The sequence below is a fragment of the Segatella copri genome (genome assembly GCF_019249765.2).
In the GTDB taxonomy this organism is placed as follows: Bacteria; Bacteroidota; Bacteroidia; order Bacteroidales; family Bacteroidaceae; genus Prevotella; species Prevotella copri_K.
Genome location: NZ_CP152484.1, coordinates 2,548,026 through 2,568,451 on the forward strand (window position 1 = coordinate 2,548,026; position 20,426 = coordinate 2,568,451).

Annotated in this window: 20 protein-coding genes; 9 read left to right on the forward strand and 11 right to left on the reverse strand. The window is 43.8% G+C overall.

Translation table 11 applies throughout. The features are described 5' to 3' along the window. Nucleotides 1-84 precede the first annotated feature (84 nt). The gene (locus KUA46_RS11095) at nucleotides 85-474 is read left to right on the forward strand and encodes a nitroreductase family protein (protein ID WP_218487326.1); all 390 of its coding nucleotides are present in this window, start codon (nucleotides 85-87) and stop codon (nucleotides 472-474) included. Nucleotides 475-541: 67 nt separating this feature from the next. Here KUA46_RS11095 and KUA46_RS11100 read toward each other — a convergent pair whose 3' ends face one another. The 6 genes from KUA46_RS11100 to KUA46_RS11125 all read right to left on the reverse strand — a co-directional run bounded on the left by KUA46_RS11100 (nucleotide 542) and on the right by KUA46_RS11125 (nucleotide 8,894). Next, nucleotides 542-1,030 (reverse strand): hypothetical protein, encoded by a 489-nt coding sequence (locus KUA46_RS11100; RefSeq protein ID WP_117586386.1) that lies wholly within the window; start codon nucleotides 1,028-1,030, stop codon nucleotides 542-544. After that, on the reverse strand, nucleotides 1,017-2,324 hold the full coding sequence (locus KUA46_RS11105) for an AAA family ATPase (protein WP_218487327.1): 1,308 nt from the start codon (nucleotides 2,322-2,324) through the stop codon (nucleotides 1,017-1,019). The genes KUA46_RS11100 and KUA46_RS11105 overlap by 14 nt, the downstream gene beginning before the upstream one ends. Before the next feature lie 118 nt (nucleotides 2,325-2,442). Then, nucleotides 2,443-3,315, reverse strand: coding sequence for a DUF7281 domain-containing protein (locus KUA46_RS11110; RefSeq protein WP_218487328.1), 873 nt, complete (start codon nucleotides 3,313-3,315; stop codon nucleotides 2,443-2,445). Between the two features lie 64 nt (nucleotides 3,316-3,379). Further along, nucleotides 3,380-7,090 (reverse strand): ATP-binding protein, encoded by a 3,711-nt coding sequence (locus KUA46_RS11115; protein WP_218487329.1) that lies wholly within the window; start codon nucleotides 7,088-7,090, stop codon nucleotides 3,380-3,382. Next, complete coding sequence (locus tag KUA46_RS11120; protein WP_218487353.1) at nucleotides 7,087-7,647, reverse strand: condensin complex protein MksE; 561 nt, start codon at nucleotides 7,645-7,647, stop codon at nucleotides 7,087-7,089. The genes KUA46_RS11115 and KUA46_RS11120 overlap by 4 nt, the downstream gene beginning before the upstream one ends. A 47-nt stretch (nucleotides 7,648-7,694) precedes the next feature. Then, entirely contained in the window at nucleotides 7,695-8,894 is a 1,200-nt protein-coding gene (locus tag KUA46_RS11125; RefSeq protein ID WP_218487330.1) for a hypothetical protein, read from the reverse strand. A gap of 219 nt (nucleotides 8,895-9,113) precedes the next feature. On the opposite strand from KUA46_RS11125, the gene KUA46_RS11130 reads away from it, so the two are divergent. Beyond that, the gene (locus KUA46_RS11130) at nucleotides 9,114-11,057 is read left to right on the forward strand and encodes a MutS-related protein (protein WP_218487331.1); all 1,944 of its coding nucleotides are present in this window, start codon (nucleotides 9,114-9,116) and stop codon (nucleotides 11,055-11,057) included. Nucleotides 11,058-11,127: 70 nt separating this feature from the next. Here KUA46_RS11130 and greA read toward each other — a convergent pair whose 3' ends face one another. Continuing rightward, entirely contained in the window at nucleotides 11,128-11,592 is a 465-nt protein-coding gene (greA, locus tag KUA46_RS11135; RefSeq protein WP_006848453.1) for a transcription elongation factor GreA, read from the reverse strand. 154 nt (nucleotides 11,593-11,746) lie between these two features. Further along, entirely contained in the window at nucleotides 11,747-12,877 is a 1,131-nt protein-coding gene (locus KUA46_RS11140; RefSeq protein ID WP_218432140.1) for a 5-methyltetrahydropteroyltriglutamate--homocysteine S-methyltransferase, read from the reverse strand. 223 nt (nucleotides 12,878-13,100) lie between these two features. On the opposite strand from KUA46_RS11140, the gene KUA46_RS11145 reads away from it, so the two are divergent. The 3 genes from KUA46_RS11145 to KUA46_RS11155 all read left to right on the forward strand — a co-directional run bounded on the left by KUA46_RS11145 (nucleotide 13,101) and on the right by KUA46_RS11155 (nucleotide 15,914). Beyond that, nucleotides 13,101-13,577, forward strand: a complete 477-nt coding sequence (locus tag KUA46_RS11145) for an Lrp/AsnC family transcriptional regulator (RefSeq protein WP_218487332.1) — start codon at nucleotides 13,101-13,103, stop codon at nucleotides 13,575-13,577. A gap of 11 nt (nucleotides 13,578-13,588) precedes the next feature. Continuing rightward, complete coding sequence (locus KUA46_RS11150) at nucleotides 13,589-14,287, forward strand: M15 family metallopeptidase (RefSeq protein ID WP_022120604.1); 699 nt, start codon at nucleotides 13,589-13,591, stop codon at nucleotides 14,285-14,287. Nucleotides 14,288-14,747: 460 nt separating this feature from the next. Then, nucleotides 14,748-15,914: a DUF3810 domain-containing protein gene (locus KUA46_RS11155; RefSeq protein ID WP_256625057.1), complete on the forward strand. Its 1,167-nt coding sequence runs from the start codon at nucleotides 14,748-14,750 to the stop codon at nucleotides 15,912-15,914. A gap of 143 nt (nucleotides 15,915-16,057) precedes the next feature. Here KUA46_RS11155 and KUA46_RS11160 read toward each other — a convergent pair whose 3' ends face one another. Genes KUA46_RS11160 through KUA46_RS11170 form a run of 3 tightly spaced genes read right to left on the reverse strand, consistent with a single transcriptional unit; the run spans nucleotide 16,058 to nucleotide 17,560 of the window. Further along, nucleotides 16,058-16,552: a hypothetical protein gene (locus KUA46_RS11160; protein WP_218487333.1), complete on the reverse strand. Its 495-nt coding sequence runs from the start codon at nucleotides 16,550-16,552 to the stop codon at nucleotides 16,058-16,060. 33 nt (nucleotides 16,553-16,585) lie between these two features. Next, nucleotides 16,586-16,972 carry a hypothetical protein gene (locus KUA46_RS11165; RefSeq protein WP_218487334.1) on the reverse strand — a complete coding sequence of 129 codons (387 nt, stop codon included), beginning with the start codon at nucleotides 16,970-16,972 and terminating at the stop codon, nucleotides 16,586-16,588. A 48-nt stretch (nucleotides 16,973-17,020) separates the two neighbouring features. Then, entirely contained in the window at nucleotides 17,021-17,560 is a 540-nt protein-coding gene (locus tag KUA46_RS11170) for an RNA polymerase sigma factor (protein WP_218487335.1), read from the reverse strand. Nucleotides 17,561-17,776: 216 nt separating this feature from the next. On the opposite strand from KUA46_RS11170, the gene KUA46_RS11175 reads away from it, so the two are divergent. Genes KUA46_RS11175 through KUA46_RS11190 form a run of 4 tightly spaced genes read left to right on the forward strand, consistent with a single transcriptional unit; the run spans nucleotide 17,777 to nucleotide 19,577 of the window. Then, on the forward strand, nucleotides 17,777-18,205 hold the full coding sequence (locus KUA46_RS11175; RefSeq protein ID WP_218487336.1) for an A1S_2505 family phage non-structural protein: 429 nt from the start codon (nucleotides 17,777-17,779) through the stop codon (nucleotides 18,203-18,205). A 22-nt stretch (nucleotides 18,206-18,227) separates the two neighbouring features. Continuing rightward, a complete protein-coding gene (locus KUA46_RS11180; RefSeq protein ID WP_218487337.1) occupies nucleotides 18,228-19,055 on the forward strand; it encodes an ADP-ribosylglycohydrolase family protein in 828 nt (275 codons plus the stop codon). A gap of 59 nt (nucleotides 19,056-19,114) precedes the next feature. Next, a complete protein-coding gene (locus KUA46_RS11185; protein ID WP_022120288.1) occupies nucleotides 19,115-19,330 on the forward strand; it encodes a DUF3791 domain-containing protein in 216 nt (71 codons plus the stop codon). 31 nt (nucleotides 19,331-19,361) lie between these two features. Beyond that, nucleotides 19,362-19,577 (forward strand): hypothetical protein, encoded by a 216-nt coding sequence (locus tag KUA46_RS11190; protein ID WP_022120289.1) that lies wholly within the window; start codon nucleotides 19,362-19,364, stop codon nucleotides 19,575-19,577. The last annotated feature ends 849 nt before the right edge of the window (nucleotides 19,578-20,426 follow it).

The window sequence follows — 20,426 nt, forward strand, 5'->3', positions numbered from 1 at the left end:
CGTTTTTTTCGTATCTTTGCCGCAAAATATGCGGCGTTTCTTGATAAATAATGCCGCATAAGATAAAATTAGAAATGCAGCAAAATGATGGAAAAGAATCAGATTTTTGAAAATATCATGAGCCGTACATCGGTGAGAAGTTATACAGACATGCCACCGCTCGCCATCGTGGTTTGCGGATGCCTTGACAAGACGCTGGAAGGCACAGAGCAGGAGTTCTGGATTCAAGACTGTTCGGCAGCCACGGAGAACATCCTGCTGATGGCTCACGGCCTGGGACTTGGCGGTGTATGGACAGCCCTCTATCCCCTGAAAGAACGATACGAGGGAATGCAGCAATTGCTGCATCTGCCCAAGAAGATGATTCCGCTCAACACCCTCATCATCGGGTATCCGAAGAATCAGGCGGAAGCAAATGATAAGTGGAAAGAGGAGAATGTATCCTATAATAAATGGATAGAGAAAAAATCATAATACTAGAAAAAAGTTATAAAAAACTCCGTTTCTGAGTTTTCAAGACATCAGGAACGGAGTTCAAACATTAATCCTCGAACAGTTTATGAAATTCAACGGCATCCATAAATTGATAATTTGGATTATTTCCTACATTTCTTCTAAGCCTATTTAAATTGGAAGGAGTTGTAGCTTTCTTTGTCAGCAAAACATAGAAACTGTTATCAAAAGAATAGTTAGAAGTAACCATTGCCTTTGATTCACTAACCTTTTTTGCTATCTCCTTTGAATCCAAATTCCTGGTATTGCTTAGTCGGAATTTTGCATCGGCCAAAAGTAATCTCTTATCATTCACATGCAATAGCATATCTGCAGAAGATTTCTTATCAGCATGATGCTTTTGAGAAATTCGTCTCTGAACATCATCAAGTTCTATTGCCTTATCTGTGTCAGAGAAAAGATTTTCTGAATTTGGGCATCCCTCCTGCTTCATCAAATGATGCAAGCCGACTAAATCTTTTGCTGTCCAACAATCAATCTTGATTCCCTGATAATTGCCAATCTTAAATTTCGCCATAATTCTCTACGTATTTCTGAAGAGTATCAAAAGACTTGTTGAATGATTCAAATACAGGTTCGATGTCACAGCCCAAATTCTTATAGTAGAACGAGTCTGTACCTTCACTTTGCTCTGCCAGATAAAAACGAGTAGTATTCAACAAGCCCTCTTTTTCAGAGATATACCTGATAGCCGATACCATATCGGGATTGTGACTCGTGATGAGTATCTTGGTTCCAAATGTTTTGTTGATGCGAACAAGAAGATGCGCCAACTCAACCACCCATTGTGGATGAAGATTTGTTTCAGGCTCATCAATCTCCAACAAAGTGTTTTCTGTCAGCCACCCGTTTTCTATCAGACGAAGCATATAAACCAGCGGTTTGAAGCCCGATGCTATATCTTCAATTCTAATATCCTTACCATTGTTGCTGTGATAAACTAAATCAACAGCATCGAAATTTTCTTTTTCTACAATAGAACCATCTATCATTTTATTAATAGAATGAAGTAATTCCTGTTTGCCGGTAATCTCACTTCCTTTTTCATTTACATGAACCACTTTATGTGCCAAGGAAGTCATCAGAACCCTATCTGATTGACGAAGAGAAATAGCTGCAGGTGTTCCTATATATATGGCATTATTTAAACTATATATCTTTCCAAGTCTATCAACAAGCAATTCCACTTCATCTTCCTTAAAGCTTATGCTAGCAGGAAAGCCATCCTTTTCCCGATATACAGAAGCGATTTTCTCTTTCAAGTAACTGATGGGACGATTTTTTTTGTTGTTTTCATATTTCTGAAGACATTCAGAAAACAACTGAATGGAATTTCGTTCTATATCCTCATGAACATGATTTTGTTCAGTAATCCCAAAAAGATTAAGCACTCGACGCACCTGCTGAGGATTCTGCTCTTTCTGAAGAAAGTTAACCAGCATGTCATCAAGTGAACCAATCGCTCTTTTATAATAAAAATCGAGCTTCTCCACACCACCATTACTCAATGTTACCATTGTCATTAATGATAAGGTATGGTCAAAAAATCGTTTTTTATCATCATCCAGATAATTTGAGATATCATCCAGCGCATTAGAATATTTCTCTAATGATTTGATAATCACATCTCTGAAATCAGAGAAAAAGAAACTGTCTAACACAGACAATGTATTGACGATATAATACAACCAACGGGACATAGTGCTTTTTCCACAGCCATTGCTACCCACAATAACTGTGATACCCACTATTTCGATATCAGCATGCCCTATAGCATGATAATTGTCTATATTAAAATTATACTTGCTCATTATTCAAACTATTTTAATGCAAAAATACGATGTTTTTGTGTAACCTCCAAATTTTTCTGCTATTTTTAATTGAGTTCCCCAAAATCTTCGTATCTTTGCAGCATTTTAATTCAAGCAATTATGGAAAAATATACCCCTCCTGCTCATATCCCCTGCGATAATGATGAATCATATTGACCAGCGGTTGAAGGCGGACATCCGTTACTGCCATATTCCTGAATCTGGCATATTGCTGATTGTAAAGCGCGGCATTGCCTTCGGCCAATCTTTCCTCGATATCAGATGGCACCAGGAAGGAAGACCGATTACCCAGATGGGCATAAAACTCTGAAAGATAAATATGAACTCCTGCCAAATCAAAATCGCCGAAATGAATGTAATGATTGGGAATGCGGAGAAGCCATGACCTGAGATGCTCCAGGTTTTCCTGTGGATAACGGCAGACAAACAGGAGTTGCCTGCCAGGAAACAGGGCATCGAAAAGCCAACGCTGCAACCGAATCTGCATGAAATTCTCAGCATTCTCCATACCCACAACTATCACGTCTTCCGGTATCTCGAAACGATCCGGCTGATTGATGAAAACGGAACTGCCCTCCATCGGCTGAAGTATGAATGGCTTTCCATCAAGCATAGCATCTATCTGAACATAGCAATCTACCAGAAAACCACGAAATGTATTTACCTTCTTAGCCTTTGAATCACCTACCATCCTAACCATATCAGCCCTCGTCTGCATAGAGGAAGAAGCGGAAATCCATTCTTCTAAAGAACATTTCAAACCAAAATCCTGAACCAATAAGGTACGGCAACTCTCTCGCATGGCCTCGGCTATGCGATATTTGCATCTACTGCCATTGTTCTTCAACATCAGGAGCCCTTCCTGCCTCAGCAAAGCCGTGAGGCGAGGAGACAGCTTTGACGAAGCTATCTCCTCACCCTTCAACATTGCCAATATCTGTCGGGCATCGCCCAATCCTAACTTTTCCATATCATCCAGTATTTCATTTTATCCAGTATATCATATCAGCCGATATTTCCATACACGAGAGGTTTTATAATCTCTTGATTAATTGAGTTACCTTTGTATTTGCCCTATTGTCCTTGCTGAGCAGATAGGTGTATTTGTAATCCTCCACATTATAGGTAGTTGGAGAACTGTTTACCAGCAGGATGTTGCGGCGATTGGCAAAGTCGAGGATTCCCTTCACGTTGTTAGGATGCAACTTGCCTATCTCGTCCATCATGCAATGAATCTTGAAATCACCCGATTTCTTCGATGCCTTCTCCTTAAACACGTTGATGAGCATGATGTTAACCATCGCCTTCACCAGAATGTCGGTGCCATCAGAGCCCACATTTGCTATCTTCTCTACCCATCCCGTATCATTATCGTTTTCCTTGATGCGGAACTCCAACTTAAAGGTATCAGCCACCTGCAACTGCTTGCGGTTAAGCTCATCCAGAAGCCCCTTCATGAAAGCAAGCAGATATTTCACCGCCTTGGCATTCACATCCTGGCGTGACTCGGTGGCAAAGAGATCCATCTCTCCCATATTGAACTGATTCTCTTCCGCAAAGTCTCTGATTCGCAAGAGGAGGATCATCAGCTGATCGTTGCTCTTCAACGGGCGCAAGGCGATTTCCCTGATAACACCTGCGAAATTCCGCTCCTCGAAATCGTGGTTGATATCGTTGATGGTCTTGCCGATGTCGCCTTCCCTTCGGGTAAGATCACCCACCTCCTTGGAGATTCGGAAGATGATGTCGGTATATCTTCCACTGATGCGCTTCTGATATTCCGAGATTTTATCATTATCCACAAACTCGCAGAGATTGGATGCGAAGGCGATGAACTCCTCTTCCGTTACCGGACTTACATTGAAATGGAAGGTGTTGTGAGCAGAAAACATACCCAGGAACTGCTGCGATTGCTTCTTGAAATTGTCGAGCGTACGGCTATCCTCATATATCTGGCGCTTCAGCTCTTCTACGATGGCAAGACAATCCTTGGTGGTGATTTTCTCCCCAATCTCACTACTACCCAACGGGCACAAGGTTGCATCGCTCCGGAAGTTCTTTACTGCATTCAAGCCCGCCTCCAGCTTTCTTAAAGCAGCCTGCTGTTCAGCCAGTTTTTCCTGTGCCACAGACAATTGCAGCTTGAGTCTTTCACTGCGCTGCCTGAATTTATCTTCAATCGTCATCAAAGCCTCAGCCTTGTTTTTCCGTTCCTGTCTTACGGAAGATTCCTGGTCAAAGAGTTCTATCTTGTCGTTTCGGTAAACCGCCACCACATCACGATTATTCCTGATAAACGCCAATTCAGCATCCAGTTCTGCTATGCGCTTGTTGTAAGCATCCAAAGCCTGGGTATCCATACCCTTGCCATGCAGTTCATCGTGTTGTGCTTTCATGATTTCCAGTCTACGGGCATCCATCTGGTTCTGCTTATCTTCTATCTGGGTACGAATATCCTGGGCAAAGACTTCATATTTCTGAGTCTCCACCTTAACCTGCCGGTTGTATTCCGCCTGATGCGCTTTCAGTTTGCGCAGTAAATCCGTCTCCAGCTGGTGCTTCAGTTCTTCCTTTTTCACCTTATCGGCAACCAGCGCATTCTGCTTATCTTCCAATTCAGCCATCTGTTGGCTGCGCCATTTCTCCAAACGGTTTTTCAACTCCATCGCTTGCATTTTGAGCTTCTTTTCCGTCTGAGGCAGCAGTTGCATTTCAGCCTTTTTAGCATAAAGCGATTCATTCAGCTTTCTTATCTGAAGCTGATATTTCCCCTTCAAGTTTTTATTGTCCTCCTCATGCTGGTTCTGTAAATCATTCAGCAGCTTGATGATGTCTGCACGAAGTTGTTCTTTTTCTGCGAGTTGCTCCTTCAATTCCTTGGGAGTTCTGAATTTTCGCTCTACCGCTGCCAGATTGATGCTTACACCATAGAGAGAAGCAGAGGTTGATGATGAAGATGAAGACGATGAAGACGAAGAAGATAATGATGACGAAGAATCGGCAACCAATTGCGGATTCAATACATTATTATATAGTATCGCCTCCTCATCTACCACTTTTCCGATATTCTCCTGCCATCCCTTTCTGTTCTGGTCGAGCCATTCGGAAAACGAGCCTTTGCTCTTCTCCAGGAGATTCTGAATTTTTCTGATTTCAGCCTCAACATCCGCTTTCTGCTTCTTGGGTTCATCGAGCGAAGCCTGGTATTTCAGTTCTGCTATCTCCAATTCCTTCTCAGCTTCCTGACGCAAGGTTTCAATGCGCAGTTCCACTTCCTTAATCTCGGTTTCTACCTGAAATTGTCTGGCTGTAAATTCGGCTAACTCCTGTTCGTTTGTCTCCATCTCCCGGGCAAAAGGATTCTCGTGAGCCACCTTTGCCTTCTGAATCTTCAAGGCAGTTTCCTCATGCACCAGTTGCGCCATCATCTCATCCACAGACGAAATCTTCTTCTGAAACACCTCTCGGGTTTCCGTTTCAGCCTTTCTCCATTCCTGCATCAGCGTTTCCTTCTGGGTCATCAAGGCTGCCTGATGTTCATTGAGCAAGGTGGTCTTGCTGTTTCTGAAAGCACGCAAATCCATATCCAGCTGTTCGAGCAGAGCCTTATACTTATCCACCACGTTCTGATAGGATTTCTCCAGTTCTGCCTTCATCGCTTCCTGTCGCCTGCGCTCATCTTCTATGATGGTTTCCTGCTCTACTCGCTGCAAGATATCTTCTATATGAATTTCCTCATAATGCTTGCGCTTGGCGGCAGTTTTCTTTAGCTGCGCATCGAATACGCCCAATTCACGGGAGAGTTTATCACGCTCCTTTCCATATTTTTCCTGTTCCTCACCTATCAGGCGACTTACCCGGTTGCATTCCGCTTCACTTTCCTGGATATCAAGACGATATTGCGGCAGGAGTTCCTGTGCCATATGCTCTGCATAATTGAGTTCCCTGCGCCCCTCGCCAATCAGGCGACGATTGTTCAGCAAGGTGCGATACGCATCTATCACCTTATCGGCTATGCGGCGAATCAGCACTTCGCCATTTTTCTCTTTCTTCGTCCAGAGGCTCACATCCTTATACTCCTGTTCAAACTCCTTGATCTGTTCACGATAAAAGTTGAGGTCAATGCTGTTATCCTCATCACTCATCGAGCGGATGATGGTATTCTTGATAAAATCGGCATCCAACTTGGTATTGAGGAAGACATTCTGGATGGTGCGGGGGATATTCTGATACTTGGCACTCTCAACAATGGCATACTTGCGGAAAGGCAGGAGTTCCTGGTGTCGATTGTTGCCGAAAATGATGTCACGATACATCTCATAACTGCTTACCAGCGAAGATATATCATGTTTCTTACCCACCTGCTCACGTATCTGGCTCCACTCGCCATACACCTGCTTACGCTCATCAATAAACCATTTGCTATCAAACGGGGCATCGATGAAACGGAACATCACTCGTCCCTGATTCTTCAAGGCAAGCACACAGTAGGCTCCATTCTCACGCATCACCTCATAGACGATATATGAATTGGGATATGGAAAATAAAAGGCATCAAACGATTTCTTCTCCTTCGGGATGCCCAGACGCAACTTATCAGCATTATAGAAGAACAGCAGCGCACGGAGCAAGGTACTCTTGCCCACACCCTGGGTGCCGATGAAATGAACGTTTCCATCGAGCTTCACCTCGGCGTATGGGATATGGGCACTATTCAAAAATATGATTTTATTCAGATATCTCATGGCTGTTCCTCCTCTTCTTTTTCGTCAGTATCATCAGTAATCGATATGCCATCTATCAACTCCTCGATATAATGGAATGAAGCCAATACCTTCCAGGTTTTCTCCACTTCATCCTGCTGCTCAACGAATCCCATTCGTTCCAATTCACTGATCAGTTTCTCCACTATCTCGTCATACGATTTTTTCTCGCTGAAGAGTTTTCCTGCCAAATCCTTCAGTTCCATATCGCAATTGATTCTTACCACGATATCCGCCGCAGAGAATACCAAACCGGTTCCGAAAGCTGAATTATAAGTCTTCAGAAAGGTGAGATAATCTATCCACTTGCTCACCGCCTCTAATTTACGCAGCAAATCAACCTTGGTTTCCTTACGGGTAAAAAAGAAGTAGCCGTCGCCTGCTTCCAGATGGAATCCGATGCCCTGATAGTACTCATCATATTCTGCCTGATGGTCTTCGATGGCATCATAATATCGCTTGATTTTTGTCTGAACACTATTGTTGGATATAAATCCACCCCTGCTCAGGATATTAAAGATTTCTTCTGTATAATTCAAATTATTCATTGTTCTGTCTTCTTATTTTATCTGGAAAGAAAGCATTCTTATCTCGGGAGAATCATCGGATATTCTACTCCATCCGATTCGGCATAATTACCCGTAAACTTCAACTTATCCACATATTGCGAAGCTATCTGGCAAAAATACACGAGCTTATCTTCCCAGCTTTGTTTCTTATCATAGTGATAATTCATGACGAAAGCAAAGAGATGGGTACTCGATGCCGAGAAGGCATTATAGATTTCCTGCAGATTCACCGCCTCCAACTTCTGCCTGTTACCTTTGAGATAATCATCGGGGATAGGTTCTGCCAAAGAATCGAGCCGGCGGCCTTTCCTCTTTTTCAGTTTTTCAGAAAGAATGCTGATGCATTGCAGAGCCTCATCGGATGTGCGAAGATTATCTATCGACAACTTGATGTAATACTTGGGTTGCGGTTCCATCCATACGGCATTTCGGGTGGCAATAACCTGTCTTACATCCGTAGCCTCTTCCCATCGGAACTGGTCTTTCAGATATTTCAGTTTCTTCACCTTTTCGAAGATGCGGTTCTGATAATCTATCATATTGAGGTATTGGATAATCTGGCGTTCTATCTCCAGCAGATTATGATAAGACTCGTTAAGCTGAAGGCACACATCATTCACCACGTTTTTCATCCGCACATCCATCGCCATGGAGAAGAAGACGGGCTGATCAGTATCTATCACCCGTTCGCTCTCGGTGATGAGCTGAGATATGTTCTTCAACTTCTCGCTCAGTCGCTGGAGTTTCGTTTTCTTGATTTCGTAATTAGGCTCATTCTTATAAGTATTATCCATATTACGCTTCAAATCCAACACATTTCGAACGGTGGCAAGGGCTATGGTCTTCAGGCACCGGCGCACCTCCTTGAGATACTTATATTTTCGGGATTCGTTATTTTCCTTGAGATAATAGTCGATATTCTCATTCAACACAGAGATATAATCACGCACCGAAGAAACATTGATTTCCTCGTTCACTTCCAGCACATCCTCGAAGAACTTCTGATACACGTCTTCCATCTCCAGACAGTCGCCCGTATCACGAATCACTCCATTTTCTATCAAATATCGGATGCGCTCCTCCTTGTATTCGGTCATTTCCAAGGCATAGTCATAACGAAACTGAAGGGAATGTCGCTTGGCAAACATCTCCTTCAGCAAAACCTTTTCCCGGTCAAGAGTTTTAATCAATTCATCTATAGAATGGAAAGTACCCATTGGCTTGTCATTTAAATAGCTATTTTTATTTCGGTGCTAAATTACTTATTTTTTATAGAACAGCCAAATTTTCATAGCACTTTTTAATGCCAAGGGTTCATAAAAGCCAGATTCCTATCACGAATATAAGTATAAAAGACTTAAAATGAGAGAATTTATTTTGGAAATCTAGATTTTATCCCTAATTTTGCACATCAAAAAAGAAAAAAAAGAAAAAGTATGAATATCAAGGAGAATTATCAACAATATGTAAGCCGATACGCTTCTGAGGTGGCTGCCCTGAAGCGTAAGAATACGGGATTTATAACGGGCGAGCTGCTGGCTTTTGGCGGCATCCTCGCCTTCCTGATTTGCTATTTCGCATTGGATGGGGATACACAGAACTATCTGTTGGGGGCGGTGCTGTGCCTGATTGCCTATCTGGAAATCAGACGACTTGACGACAAAAATAAGGAGAAGATAGAGCATCTTTCGGCTTTGCTCAAGGTTTATCAGGACGAAATCAAGGCTTGGGAGGGCGATTTCTCACCTTTCGAAACGGGCGATTGCTATCAGAATCCGCAGCATCCTTATTCCGTCGACCTCGATGTCTTCGGCAAGAGTTCGCTGTTCAACCGTATCTGCCGAACCATCACTTCTGGCGGTTCGGAGGCGCTCGCCAGGAATCTTACCAGGGAAACGCCTTTGGGCATAGAGGATATCAAAAGAAGAAGGGATTTGCAGAAGGAATTGGCTGGAGAAGGCGAAAACTGGCGAATGGAATTCCTGGCACTTGGCGAAAAGAACAGAAGCCAAACTGCGGATGGCAAAATGGTGAATGGCAAGATGAAAAAGATTGATTCTGCTGCGGTGATGGATGCGATGCAGAAGGTTTCGAAGATGGAGGTGCCGGCATGGTTTGGGTCTCCGGTATCGCTCGTTATCGGATGGCTGCTGATTATCGGAGTCGTTGGTTCCGTGATTTTGTCGATATGCAATATGTTTTCGGTGGATTTCGCCTTGTGGTGGGTGTTGGTTCAATACATGGTGGTATTCTTCGTCTGCAAGCAGACACTTGATAAGATAGATAGCAATGGCGGCAAGCTTCGCCATCAGCTCATCGCCTATGCCCAGATACTTCAGCTTATCAACAGGCGCAATTTCCATAGCGAATCAGGCAAGGAGATGCAGAATTCCCTAGCAGATGCCCTGCCTTCCTTTGCCCAACTGGAAAAGATATTGAAGGGGTATGACAGAAGAGGCAATTTCCTCGGTCTTTTCTTCACCGATGCCTTCATGCTGAGCGATTTCTTCCTGGTTCGCAGTTTCCTGAAATGGAAGAATACCTATATGGTGAAGATGGAGGAATGGATGCATATCATCAGCGAGATGGATGCAATGGTTTCGATGGCGGATTTCAGATATAATCATCCGGAGGCAGAAGAGGCGGAATTTGTTTCGGGAAGTCCGGAAGCAGATACCGAAAGCGATGTTTCTGAAAATGCAGGAATCGGAAGTCCGGAAATCGTGTTCGAGGGTAAGAATCTCTATCATCCTTTCCTGGGTGCCAAGGCGGTGAAGAACGATTTCACCATCAAGGACGACAACTATTATATCATCACCGGAGCCAACATGGCGGGAAAGAGTACCTTCCTGCGTTCGCTGGGCGTGAACTATATCCTGGCAATGGCGGGTATGCCGGTGTTTGCGGATCAGCTGAAGATTTCCCGTTTCAGATTGTTCTCGAGCATGAGAACCACCGACGATTTGACGCATGGCATCTCTTACTTTAATGCTGAGCTGATAAGACTGGAGGAGCTGCTGAAGTTCTGCAGGGAAAGTGCTGAGGGAAAGTGCTGCAAGGAAAGTGGAGAAGACAATAAGGAGCCACTCCGAACGCTGATTATTCTGGATGAGATTCTGAAGGGAACGAATTCATTGGATAAGCTGAATGGTTCGAGAAAGTTCCTCGAAGCCATTGCCAAGCAGCCGGTGAGCGGCATCATCGCTACCCACGATCTGGAGCTCTCCAAGATGGAGAATGATGCATCAGGAAAATTCCATAACTATTGTTTCGAGATAGATTTAGGCACAGATGTTACCTATACTTATAAGATACAGAAGGGCGTGGCAAGAAACCAGAATGCCACCTTCTTACTGAATAAGATTTTGGAGAAATATTAGAATAAAAAGAGAAACTCCCGATAATTTGATCAGTTTCAAATTATCGGGAGTTTTCCTTTTAAATTAAACATTATAACTCCACGCTATCCAGGCGGAATTTGAGCAAGCCGGCTGGTACCTTTACCATTACCTCTTCACCTGCCTTCTTACCCAGAAGGGCCTTGGCGATAGGCGACTTGATGGAAATCTTGCCACTATGGAGATCTGCCTCGTGAGGATTTACTATGGTATAATTCATGCTGCACTTGTTGGCGAGATTGGTAATCTTAATCTTGCTCAACAAGCCAACGGTATCGCTTTTCAGGCGAGACTTGTCGATGACACGGGCATTCTCCAAGACCTTCTGTTTGAAGCTGATGCGGCTCAACAGCTTGCCCTGCTCACGCTTGGCTGCATGATACTCGAAATTCTCACTGAGGTCGCCCTTATCGCGGGCCTCAGCTATCGCATCGCGAACGGCTGGCAACTCTACGTTAACCATGTGTTGAAGTTCGGCCACGAGCTCATCGTAACCTTCCTGAGACATATATTCCATTTTCTGATAATCTTAATGAATGATGTTTTTAATTTTCGGGGTGCAAAGTTACTAGTAATTCATGAAAACACCAAACATTTTTGATAAAAAGTAAATAAAAAAAGAGAAGATGTGCAGCCATGACAGACAACACATCTTCTCCTTGAATATATCATTATCCCCAAACTTCTTCTGAAATCTCTCTCACCAGATCTATCTTTGCCCACTGCTCAGCATCTGTCAGTTTATTACCAATCTCGCAAGAAGCGAAACCGCATTGAGGACTGAGACTGAGCCGATCGAGGGGGATATATCTGGCTGCTTCTCGGATGCGGGCGATGACCGTAGCCTTATCTTCCAATACCGGAGATTTGGAGGTTACCAGACCCAGCACCACCTTCTTGCCATCAGCCACATACTTCAACGGCTCGAAACCACCCGAACGCTCATCGTCATACTCCAGATAGAAGGTATCTACATCTTCATGAGCGAAGAGATAAGGAGCCACGGCATCGTAGGCACCCTTGGTGGCATAGCAGGAATGATAATTGCCACGGCATACGTGGGTGTTGATGGTCAACCCCTCAGGTTTGCCCTCGATGGCAAGATTGTTCACCTTCAGATATTGCAGGGCTTCCTGCTCAAGGGTGAAACCTGTGCCCACCTTAGCCGTCCAGTAATCGCTATCCACAATCATTCCCCAGGTGCAGTCATCCAGCTGGACGGTACGGCAACCGGCTGCATAAATCTCCTGGAAGAAGGTGCGGTAAGCCTGGGCAATATCCTCAATCAGTTGGGTGGTGTTAGGATAGAACTTGCGGGTATTCTCGGCATTCTTGCCACGGAACAGTTCGGCAAGGAACTGAGCCGGAGCAGGAACCGTCTGCTTTGCCTCGAAGATATATTCGCCATTGGCATCCAACTCCTCAAACTGCTTCACAAACAGGAAATCCTTAATAAAAGGATGATTCTCGCCGGTAATCTTGCCGGTCAGTTGGATAGAACCCTTGGTTGTCTCCTCGCCATGAAACTGGTAGCCGTGCTCCAATTCGATATGCTCCACGCCATTGAATCCCCACATAAAGTCGAGATGCCAATAGCTGCGGCGGAACTCGCCATCGGTGATATAAGGCAGGCGATGCGCCTTCTGTTGACTGATGACCTCAGTAATCAGCCGGTCTTCTACGGCGCGAAGGTCGATGGCAGAAATCTTGCCATCGGCAAACTTAGCTCTCGCTTCCTTCAACTCTGCAGGGCGCAAATAGCTGCCCACTGCCTCAAAATGTATATTTCTTACGTTGCTCATATTTTTATCTCCTTATTATTATTTGATGTGAATGACTCTTTATCCTGTCATTACCGATGAATGACGCTTTGCATCCGGAATTGCGGGTGCAAAGGTAAGAAGAAGAATTTTATTTGCCAAATATTCTCCGTAATTCAGAAAAATATACTATCTTTGCAGCGAATTAAGCAAATCAGCAGAATATTATTCTGTAAGAATCAGTAAAAACAGAAATAAAGAAACAATGACAACAGAAGAAAAGCTTGATGAAACAGACATCAGAATACTGAAGTTACTGCAGCAGAACTCCCGACTCACCGTGAAGGAACTTGCTGCAAGAGTACACCTCTCCCCTTCTCCCACCTTCGAGCGGCAGAAGCGGCTGGAACGCGAGGGATACATCCAGCGATATGGAGCCATCGTAGACCATCACAAGTTGGGGCACAACGTAATCGTGCTCTGCAATATCCGGCTCAAGCAGCATACTCACGATTTGATTCAGCAATTCATGGATACCGTGCAGACCATCGACCAGATAACGGAATGCTACAACACCACCGGTGATTACGACTTCCTGATCAAGGTATATGCCCGCGACATGAAAGCCTATCAGGACTTTATGCTCAACACGCTGGGAAACATCGACTGCATAGGAAGTCTGCACAGCATCATCGTGATAGGTGAAATCAAGGATTCGCATTATATACCCGTAGCTAAATAAGGAGAAACGTGATGAAAGCAAAAAATATATTGATGATATGCCTTTTTATTTCCGGACTTTTCTGCCTTCCATCTAAGGCACAGCAGCCTGGAGAAAACGTCAGTTCTCAAACCATCAGAAAACTGGGCGAGAAGCATTTCTTCTCCATCTCCACTATTCCTGATGATATCTTCCGCCTGATGCAGGGCAAGACATACAAGAAGAACTGTACCGTGGCAAGAAGCGAACTGAGATACATAAGATGCCTGCACGTAGACAAGGACGGCAGAAACATCGTGGGAGAAATGGTGGTGAACAAGGCGATAGCCACAGATGTGCTCGATATTCTGAAAAAGCTCTACGAGGCGAAATATCCGATAGAGCGGATGAGACTCATTGACTACTGGGATGCCGACGACGAAAGGGCGATGAGAGCCAACAACTCCTCCAGCTTCAACTTCCGCTTCATCTCACATACCCATACGGTATCGAAGCACGGAAGGGGACTGGCCGTAGACATCAACACCCTCTACAATCCTTACCACAAACGGCTGAAGAACGGCAAGGAAGTGGTGGAACCTGCCACCGCCCGCCCCTATCTGGACCGCAGCAAGAACCACGCTTATATGATAAAAAAAGGCGACCTCTGCTACCGGCTTTTCAAGGCAAAAGGATTCCGATGGGGAGGTGACTGGAAACACAGCAAAGATTACCAGCACTTCGAAAAATAGGAATGCAGGAAAGAACAGCCAGTAAGGAAAGAACATAAAAAAAAGACTATGCCTATGTTACATCATTTCTTTAGTAACTATGGCATAGTCTTTTATTATCCTAACGATCTTTTTTTATATGTAAAACAAATTTAACAATCCTGCTACAGCCTTATTATAATACATTGTAACTAGCTGTACCAGACTGAATTATATTCTCTACGTTCATCGTCCTCATTATAGAGGTTCTCATATTCAAGGTTCATAGCCTCGAATGATTCCAATGTCTGTTTCATAATAACTCCTCCTCTATTTATTAAGTTCAACTTTTAATATGGCAAAATTACTAAAAAAACAGACTTCTGATGTCAATATTTCAGAAAACTTTTGTATTTTTGCACCATCTCTGCACATCAGGGGCAAAAAGTGCAAAAAAACAGCTCTGTTCAAGAGCCATGCAAGATAAAAAACAAGAAACAAGATGAAGATATTACATACTTTACGACTCGACAGAATGAAGTGGCGCCACTGGGTACTGCTGCTGTTGATCATCCTCGTCACCCTTACCAAGATGATTCCTCTCTGGGGAGTTATCTACACCTACCGTGTTTATCCCGTTATCGGCAGCCTTCTTTCGCCCATCTCAGGCATATTTTCCTTTGCCGTGGGCGATATTTTCATAGCTCTCAGCATCGCCTGGGTCATCCTCTATCCTATCTACGAGATGGGATTACGGAAGAAACTCGCCCGTCGGTTAATCTTTCTTGCTGCCAAGAGCGGCGGCTATCCGAAGAAAAAGGCGGTTTTCGGAAGGGTAATTGAATATCTGCTGTGGGTATATGTATGGTTTTATGCAGCTTGGGGACTGAACTATTCGCAGCCTGTTATCTATTATAGAGTTGGCATGCAGCCTGCTGAGGTTTCGGAAGAGAAGTTCCGGAAATTTGCCTACCAGTATGCCGACAGCCTCAACCTTTTGAGTGAAGAACGGAGAGGAAAGAGTGAAAAATTCAATTGTATTGTGGATGAAAAACTGAAGAATCGGGTGCGGGATGCGGTTCTGAAGGAATATAACAAGATAGGCTATCGGGAGGGCATCAATCCGCCTTTCAACCAGCATCCGCATGCCAAGACGATGTTGTTTTCGCCCATCAGTTCAATGTCGGGTGTAACCGGCAGCATGGGACCATTCTTCTGCGAATTTACGCTGAACGGCGATATTCTTGCACACGATTATCCGGCTACCTATGCCCATGAGTTTGCTCATTTTCTGGGCATTGCCAACGAAGGAGAGGCGAATTTCTACAGTTATCTCGTCTGTACGGCATCACAGGATAAGGCGGTGAAATTCAGCGGATATTACCACATTCTGCCCCATGTATTATATAATGTATTCGACATTCTCGGCGAAAAGGAAGGTGAGAAATATCTGAAATATATCCGTCCTGAGATAATCAGGCTGCTGAAAAGCGACCGCCAATACTGGCAGGGCAAAAGATGCAAGGCACTGGATGCCGCCCAGGATTTCTTCTTCGAACTCTATCTGAGAGGCAACCATGTAGAAGGCGGCAGAAAGAGCTATGCCGGCGTCATCGGTCTGATTCTGGCTTGGGAGAACAAGCAGGAAAAATCTCTTATGAAAAGATGATAGAAATAATTACATGAGAAAGAAAAGACGATTGGCGCGCGCTCTTGCACCAATCGTCGTTCGCATATATTTAAATATAGAAAGTAATCTTTTCCCTTGTTTAAGAGGACTAATATATTATTACGCTAAACCTATTCTGTTTTTTACTTCTGCTGTACAGGTCTTTGCATTCTTGGTCCTGGTCTTCCATTCTTACCCATTCCCTTGCGAGAACCTCTCTGGGCAAAGCGCTTCATCATCTGTCGCTCCAGTTCGTAAACACGCTGAATCTGCTGCTGGCTCAGGAACTGCGAATACTTCTTGTAGTATTTCTGACGGATGTTGAGAATCTTCTCGCTCATCTCAAAACGCTGCTTGATTTCCTGTTCGGTTTGAGCATCCGTTTTCATTTCGCCCTTCTTATGACGAGGACGAGGACCCAAAGCCCATACCTCTTTCTGATAATCAGTATAGGTCTCGATAAACTTAGCGTTGGTCTTTTCATCAAGCCCCAAATTACGAGAGATGTACTGGGCCTGCTTTTCTGCCAACTGTTCACGACTGATGCGCTGCTTCTGGTTAGGCGCCTGTGCACATACACTTGTAGTAACTGTCATCATGGTGATGACCATCATTAAAATACCAAAAAATCGTTTCATAACTCTATCATTTTAAAATATTATTGAATCGGTTTAATTGTTGAGGAACACATCCTCCTGATATAGATTGAGGAGATAATCCTGATCGGCAGAAGACAGCTGTGCGAAAGCCTTATCAACCTCCTGTATTCCGTTATTCACCTGTAAAGGCTGGGAAGAAGAGGCTGAGAAATCGATGCTGAGTACCAGGAGTACTGCCACCGATGCAGCCACAGCTATTGCAGCCGTCCAAATCACCTTCCTCAGAGATCGTTTCTTCGGCTGTATCCTGATAGGTGCCGGTTTGTCGTTCTTCACCTGCTCCAGGATATTGGCTTCCATCTCCTTGAAGAATCCTTCTGGCGTAGAATAAGGCATCCGCTTACCCACCTTACCGAAGTCAAACTTCCCAGTTTTGTTGAAATCAAAATTTGTATCCATATTCTTTTCCATTTTGAATAACCATTTAAAAACTCACAGAACTCTCACTTAATCGTTCGAATTCATGTACTTGATAATTTTCTCCTTGGCAACATGATAGCTTGCCTTGATACTGGCTGGCGTGGAATCAGCGACCTTCGCTATTTCGTCGAACCCGAGTTCATCGTAATATCTCATATTGAATGCCAGCTGCTGCTTAGGCGGAAGCGAGAGAATCGCTTTCTGCAGTTTTACCGCCACCTTATCATCGAAGTCGATATAATTATCTGCTGGGATGAGACTGACGCCCGTTGAATCTGATTCCAGAGAAACTTCTTTCTGTTTCCGTTTGCTGATGAGCCGCAGGGCCTCGTTGGTAGCGATGCGGTAAATCCAACTTCTCAGCGAGCAGTCGCCCCGATATTGATTGAACGAGCGATAGATTCTCACAAAAGTTTCCTGCGAAGCATCTTGTGCATCATCATGCGAAACCACCAATCGGCGTATGTGCCAGTAAACCGGTTCCTGATACTTCATCATCAGCATTCTGAATCCGTTCTCCGGGCATTCCTTCATCGTATCCACTATGCCTTTGTCATTTACACTCATATTCGTTTATTTTCATGAACGTTACGATTATATGACCTTCAGAAAAGGGAAAAGTAAAAATCGGGATGCATTTTTTTTCGATACCGGCTTAATTTTTCCTCCTTTTTTCTCTTTTAATATCATAGAGAAGAGAAAAAAGGGAGCTATTTCTCCGCTTTCTCAAAGAAAAAGTATATATTTGCAAACGGATTGCGGATATCAAAAAGATATATCGATATGAAGAAAGAAAAAAATTTTTCAGAAACTGATTTTTCAAAGAAGAAGGGAAGAATCACTCCTCGCTGGATTGATTCATTAAAAGAGAACGAGATTTTTGTGTTTGGCAGCAATCTGGCTGGCATGCATGGTGGTGGTGCAGCCCGCATAGCCCGCCTGCATTTCGGTGCCGTCATGGGCAAGGGTGTAGGCTTGCAGGGGCAGAGTTATGCCATCCCTACGATGCAGGGCGGCGTGGAAGCCATTCGTCCATACGTGGAGGAATTCCTTGATTTTGCCAATCATCATCCCGAGCTACATTTTCTGGTAACCCCAATAGGTTGCGGCATCGCCGGCTTCGAAGCCGAAGACATCGCCCCATTGTTTGAGAGTGCAAAGGAGATGAAGAACATCAGCCTGCCGGAGAGTTTCTGGGAAGTGATAGAATAAAGTTATAGATTATTAGCAGTTTATGTTAGGAGCAATAATAGGAGATATTGCTGGCTCAAAATATGAGTTCAACAATACGTTTGATTATGATTTCGAGATGTTCGGCGAAGGATGCGACTTCACCGATGATACCATTTGTACGGTGGCGATAGCCGATGCGATATTGAACGGGCGAAGCTATCAGGAAAGCCTGCTGGATTGGTGCCGCCGCTATCCTTCTCCAAAAGGAGCGTATGGCGGAAGATTCGCAGGGTGGATTCGTTCTCTTGATCCGCAGCCATATAATAGTTTTGGCAATGGTTCGGCAATGCGAGTATCGCCAGTGGCTTGGCTATTCGATGACCTGTCCCAGGTTTTGGAAGAGGCAGAGAAAACGGCTCTTCCTACTCATAACCACCCCGAAGGAATCAAAGGAGCCAAAGCCGTGGCTCATGCCATCTGGCATTTCCGCAAGAGCAGATTCTCTGAAGAATCTAAGGAGTGTAAAGATAAGAATACTAAAGAATCTGATGATAAGGCAATGAAAGCCTTCAAGGATATCGCCCGCAGCTATTACGAGGATTTCGATACCCGAGATTATCCGAAAGGCAAATTCGATGAAACCTGCATGGATGCCGTACCATTATCCTTCTATCTCCTCTCGCAAGCCTCATCCTTCGAGGATGCCATCCGCCTAGCCATATCTCATGGCGGCGATAGCGATACCATCGGAGCCATCGTTGGCAGCATCGCCGAAGCCCGCTTCGGTATTCCGCAAGAAATAAAAGAGAAGGCAATCTCTTATCTTCCGGATGAGATGCAAGATGTATTGAAACAATTTGCTGGTAAATGCGAAATAAAGCCCAAATAATTTGGTGTTATCGAAGAAAAGTCTTAACTTTGCCCCATACATATAAAAAAAGTAAGATTATGCAAGAATATCAATTGGATTTCGTAACCTATTGCGTTGGCAACTTAGCCGACCGATTGAACATGAGTGCCAGTAAGGTATATAAGATGTTACGGTCAACAGATATCTTAAATGGCTATATGATACCCTGCTATGATGTGCTCCATACTTTCGGAAAGGAATACATCATGGACGATTTGATTAGCTTGTTAAAGAAACGAGGAGCATTGAAATAAGTCAGATGAAATAATATAAGGAGGGACTTTCATGGAAGCAAACAAGACAATACTTCAAATGAAATATGCTCGCATAGTACCTATCTTTGCAGAGCAAACAGGCATTACGTTGGAAGATGCTCTAGATTTCTTTTATACTTCTTCTATTTATCAGATGATGAATGAAGGCATTGCTGATATGCATTGCAGAAGCGATGGATATTTGGCGAATTTAGTAAAAGAAGAGTGGAAGAATAAAATTGCATAGATTCCTAATTCACACTATAGTTTATTCTTCTGGACGATATGAGAGAAATATCGGCTAGAATAAAGTGTTGCCACTAGGCTCAGCAAAGCTGCTGACTGCAGTCAGCAGACCTGCCGACTAGGCTCGGCAGACCTGCTGAGCCTAGTGGCAACTTCTGAGAAGGTATCTTCTGGAACCCGAGGAGTAATGTCTTTCAACTCACGAAGACGCTTGCTTCAACCTATAGAGTTGACTCCTTTATCCCATCGAGCCGACTCCGTCATCCAGTAGAACCGACTCATTCTACTAAATCAACCCTATCTACAAGCTTCTCCAGGCAGTTAATCATTATGATACTGCTTATCAGAAATCGTGGTCACAATAGCACTCAGCTTCTGCATTTTCTCCTCATTTATTTCCTGCACATAAAAGTTTTTTCGAAAAAACTTTTCTCGTGTGCGTATAAACTCGACGCTAAATCTAAAAAGAATCTGATATGATACCTTATAAATACCCAAAAAATTACGTCCCGACGTAGACTTTACTACATGGCGACGTAATCTTTCCTACGTCCCGACGCAGAGATTCCTACATCGCCATGTAATTTCAAGGACAACGGGAAATGAAAGATGTATTAAAACAATTTGCTGGTAAATGCGAAATAAAACCCAAATAATTTGGTGTTATCGAAGAAAAACTATAGCTTTGCCACCAATAGAATTTATCAAACAATATAATTTATGACAAGCCATGATTTTTGGATGTCCATCAGTGACATAATCAATGAAGGATTTACATCTGAAGGTCTAGCTAAAATTTTTTGCCTTCATAGTCAAGAAAGAATCCTTTTGTGCAGTATTAGAAAATAAG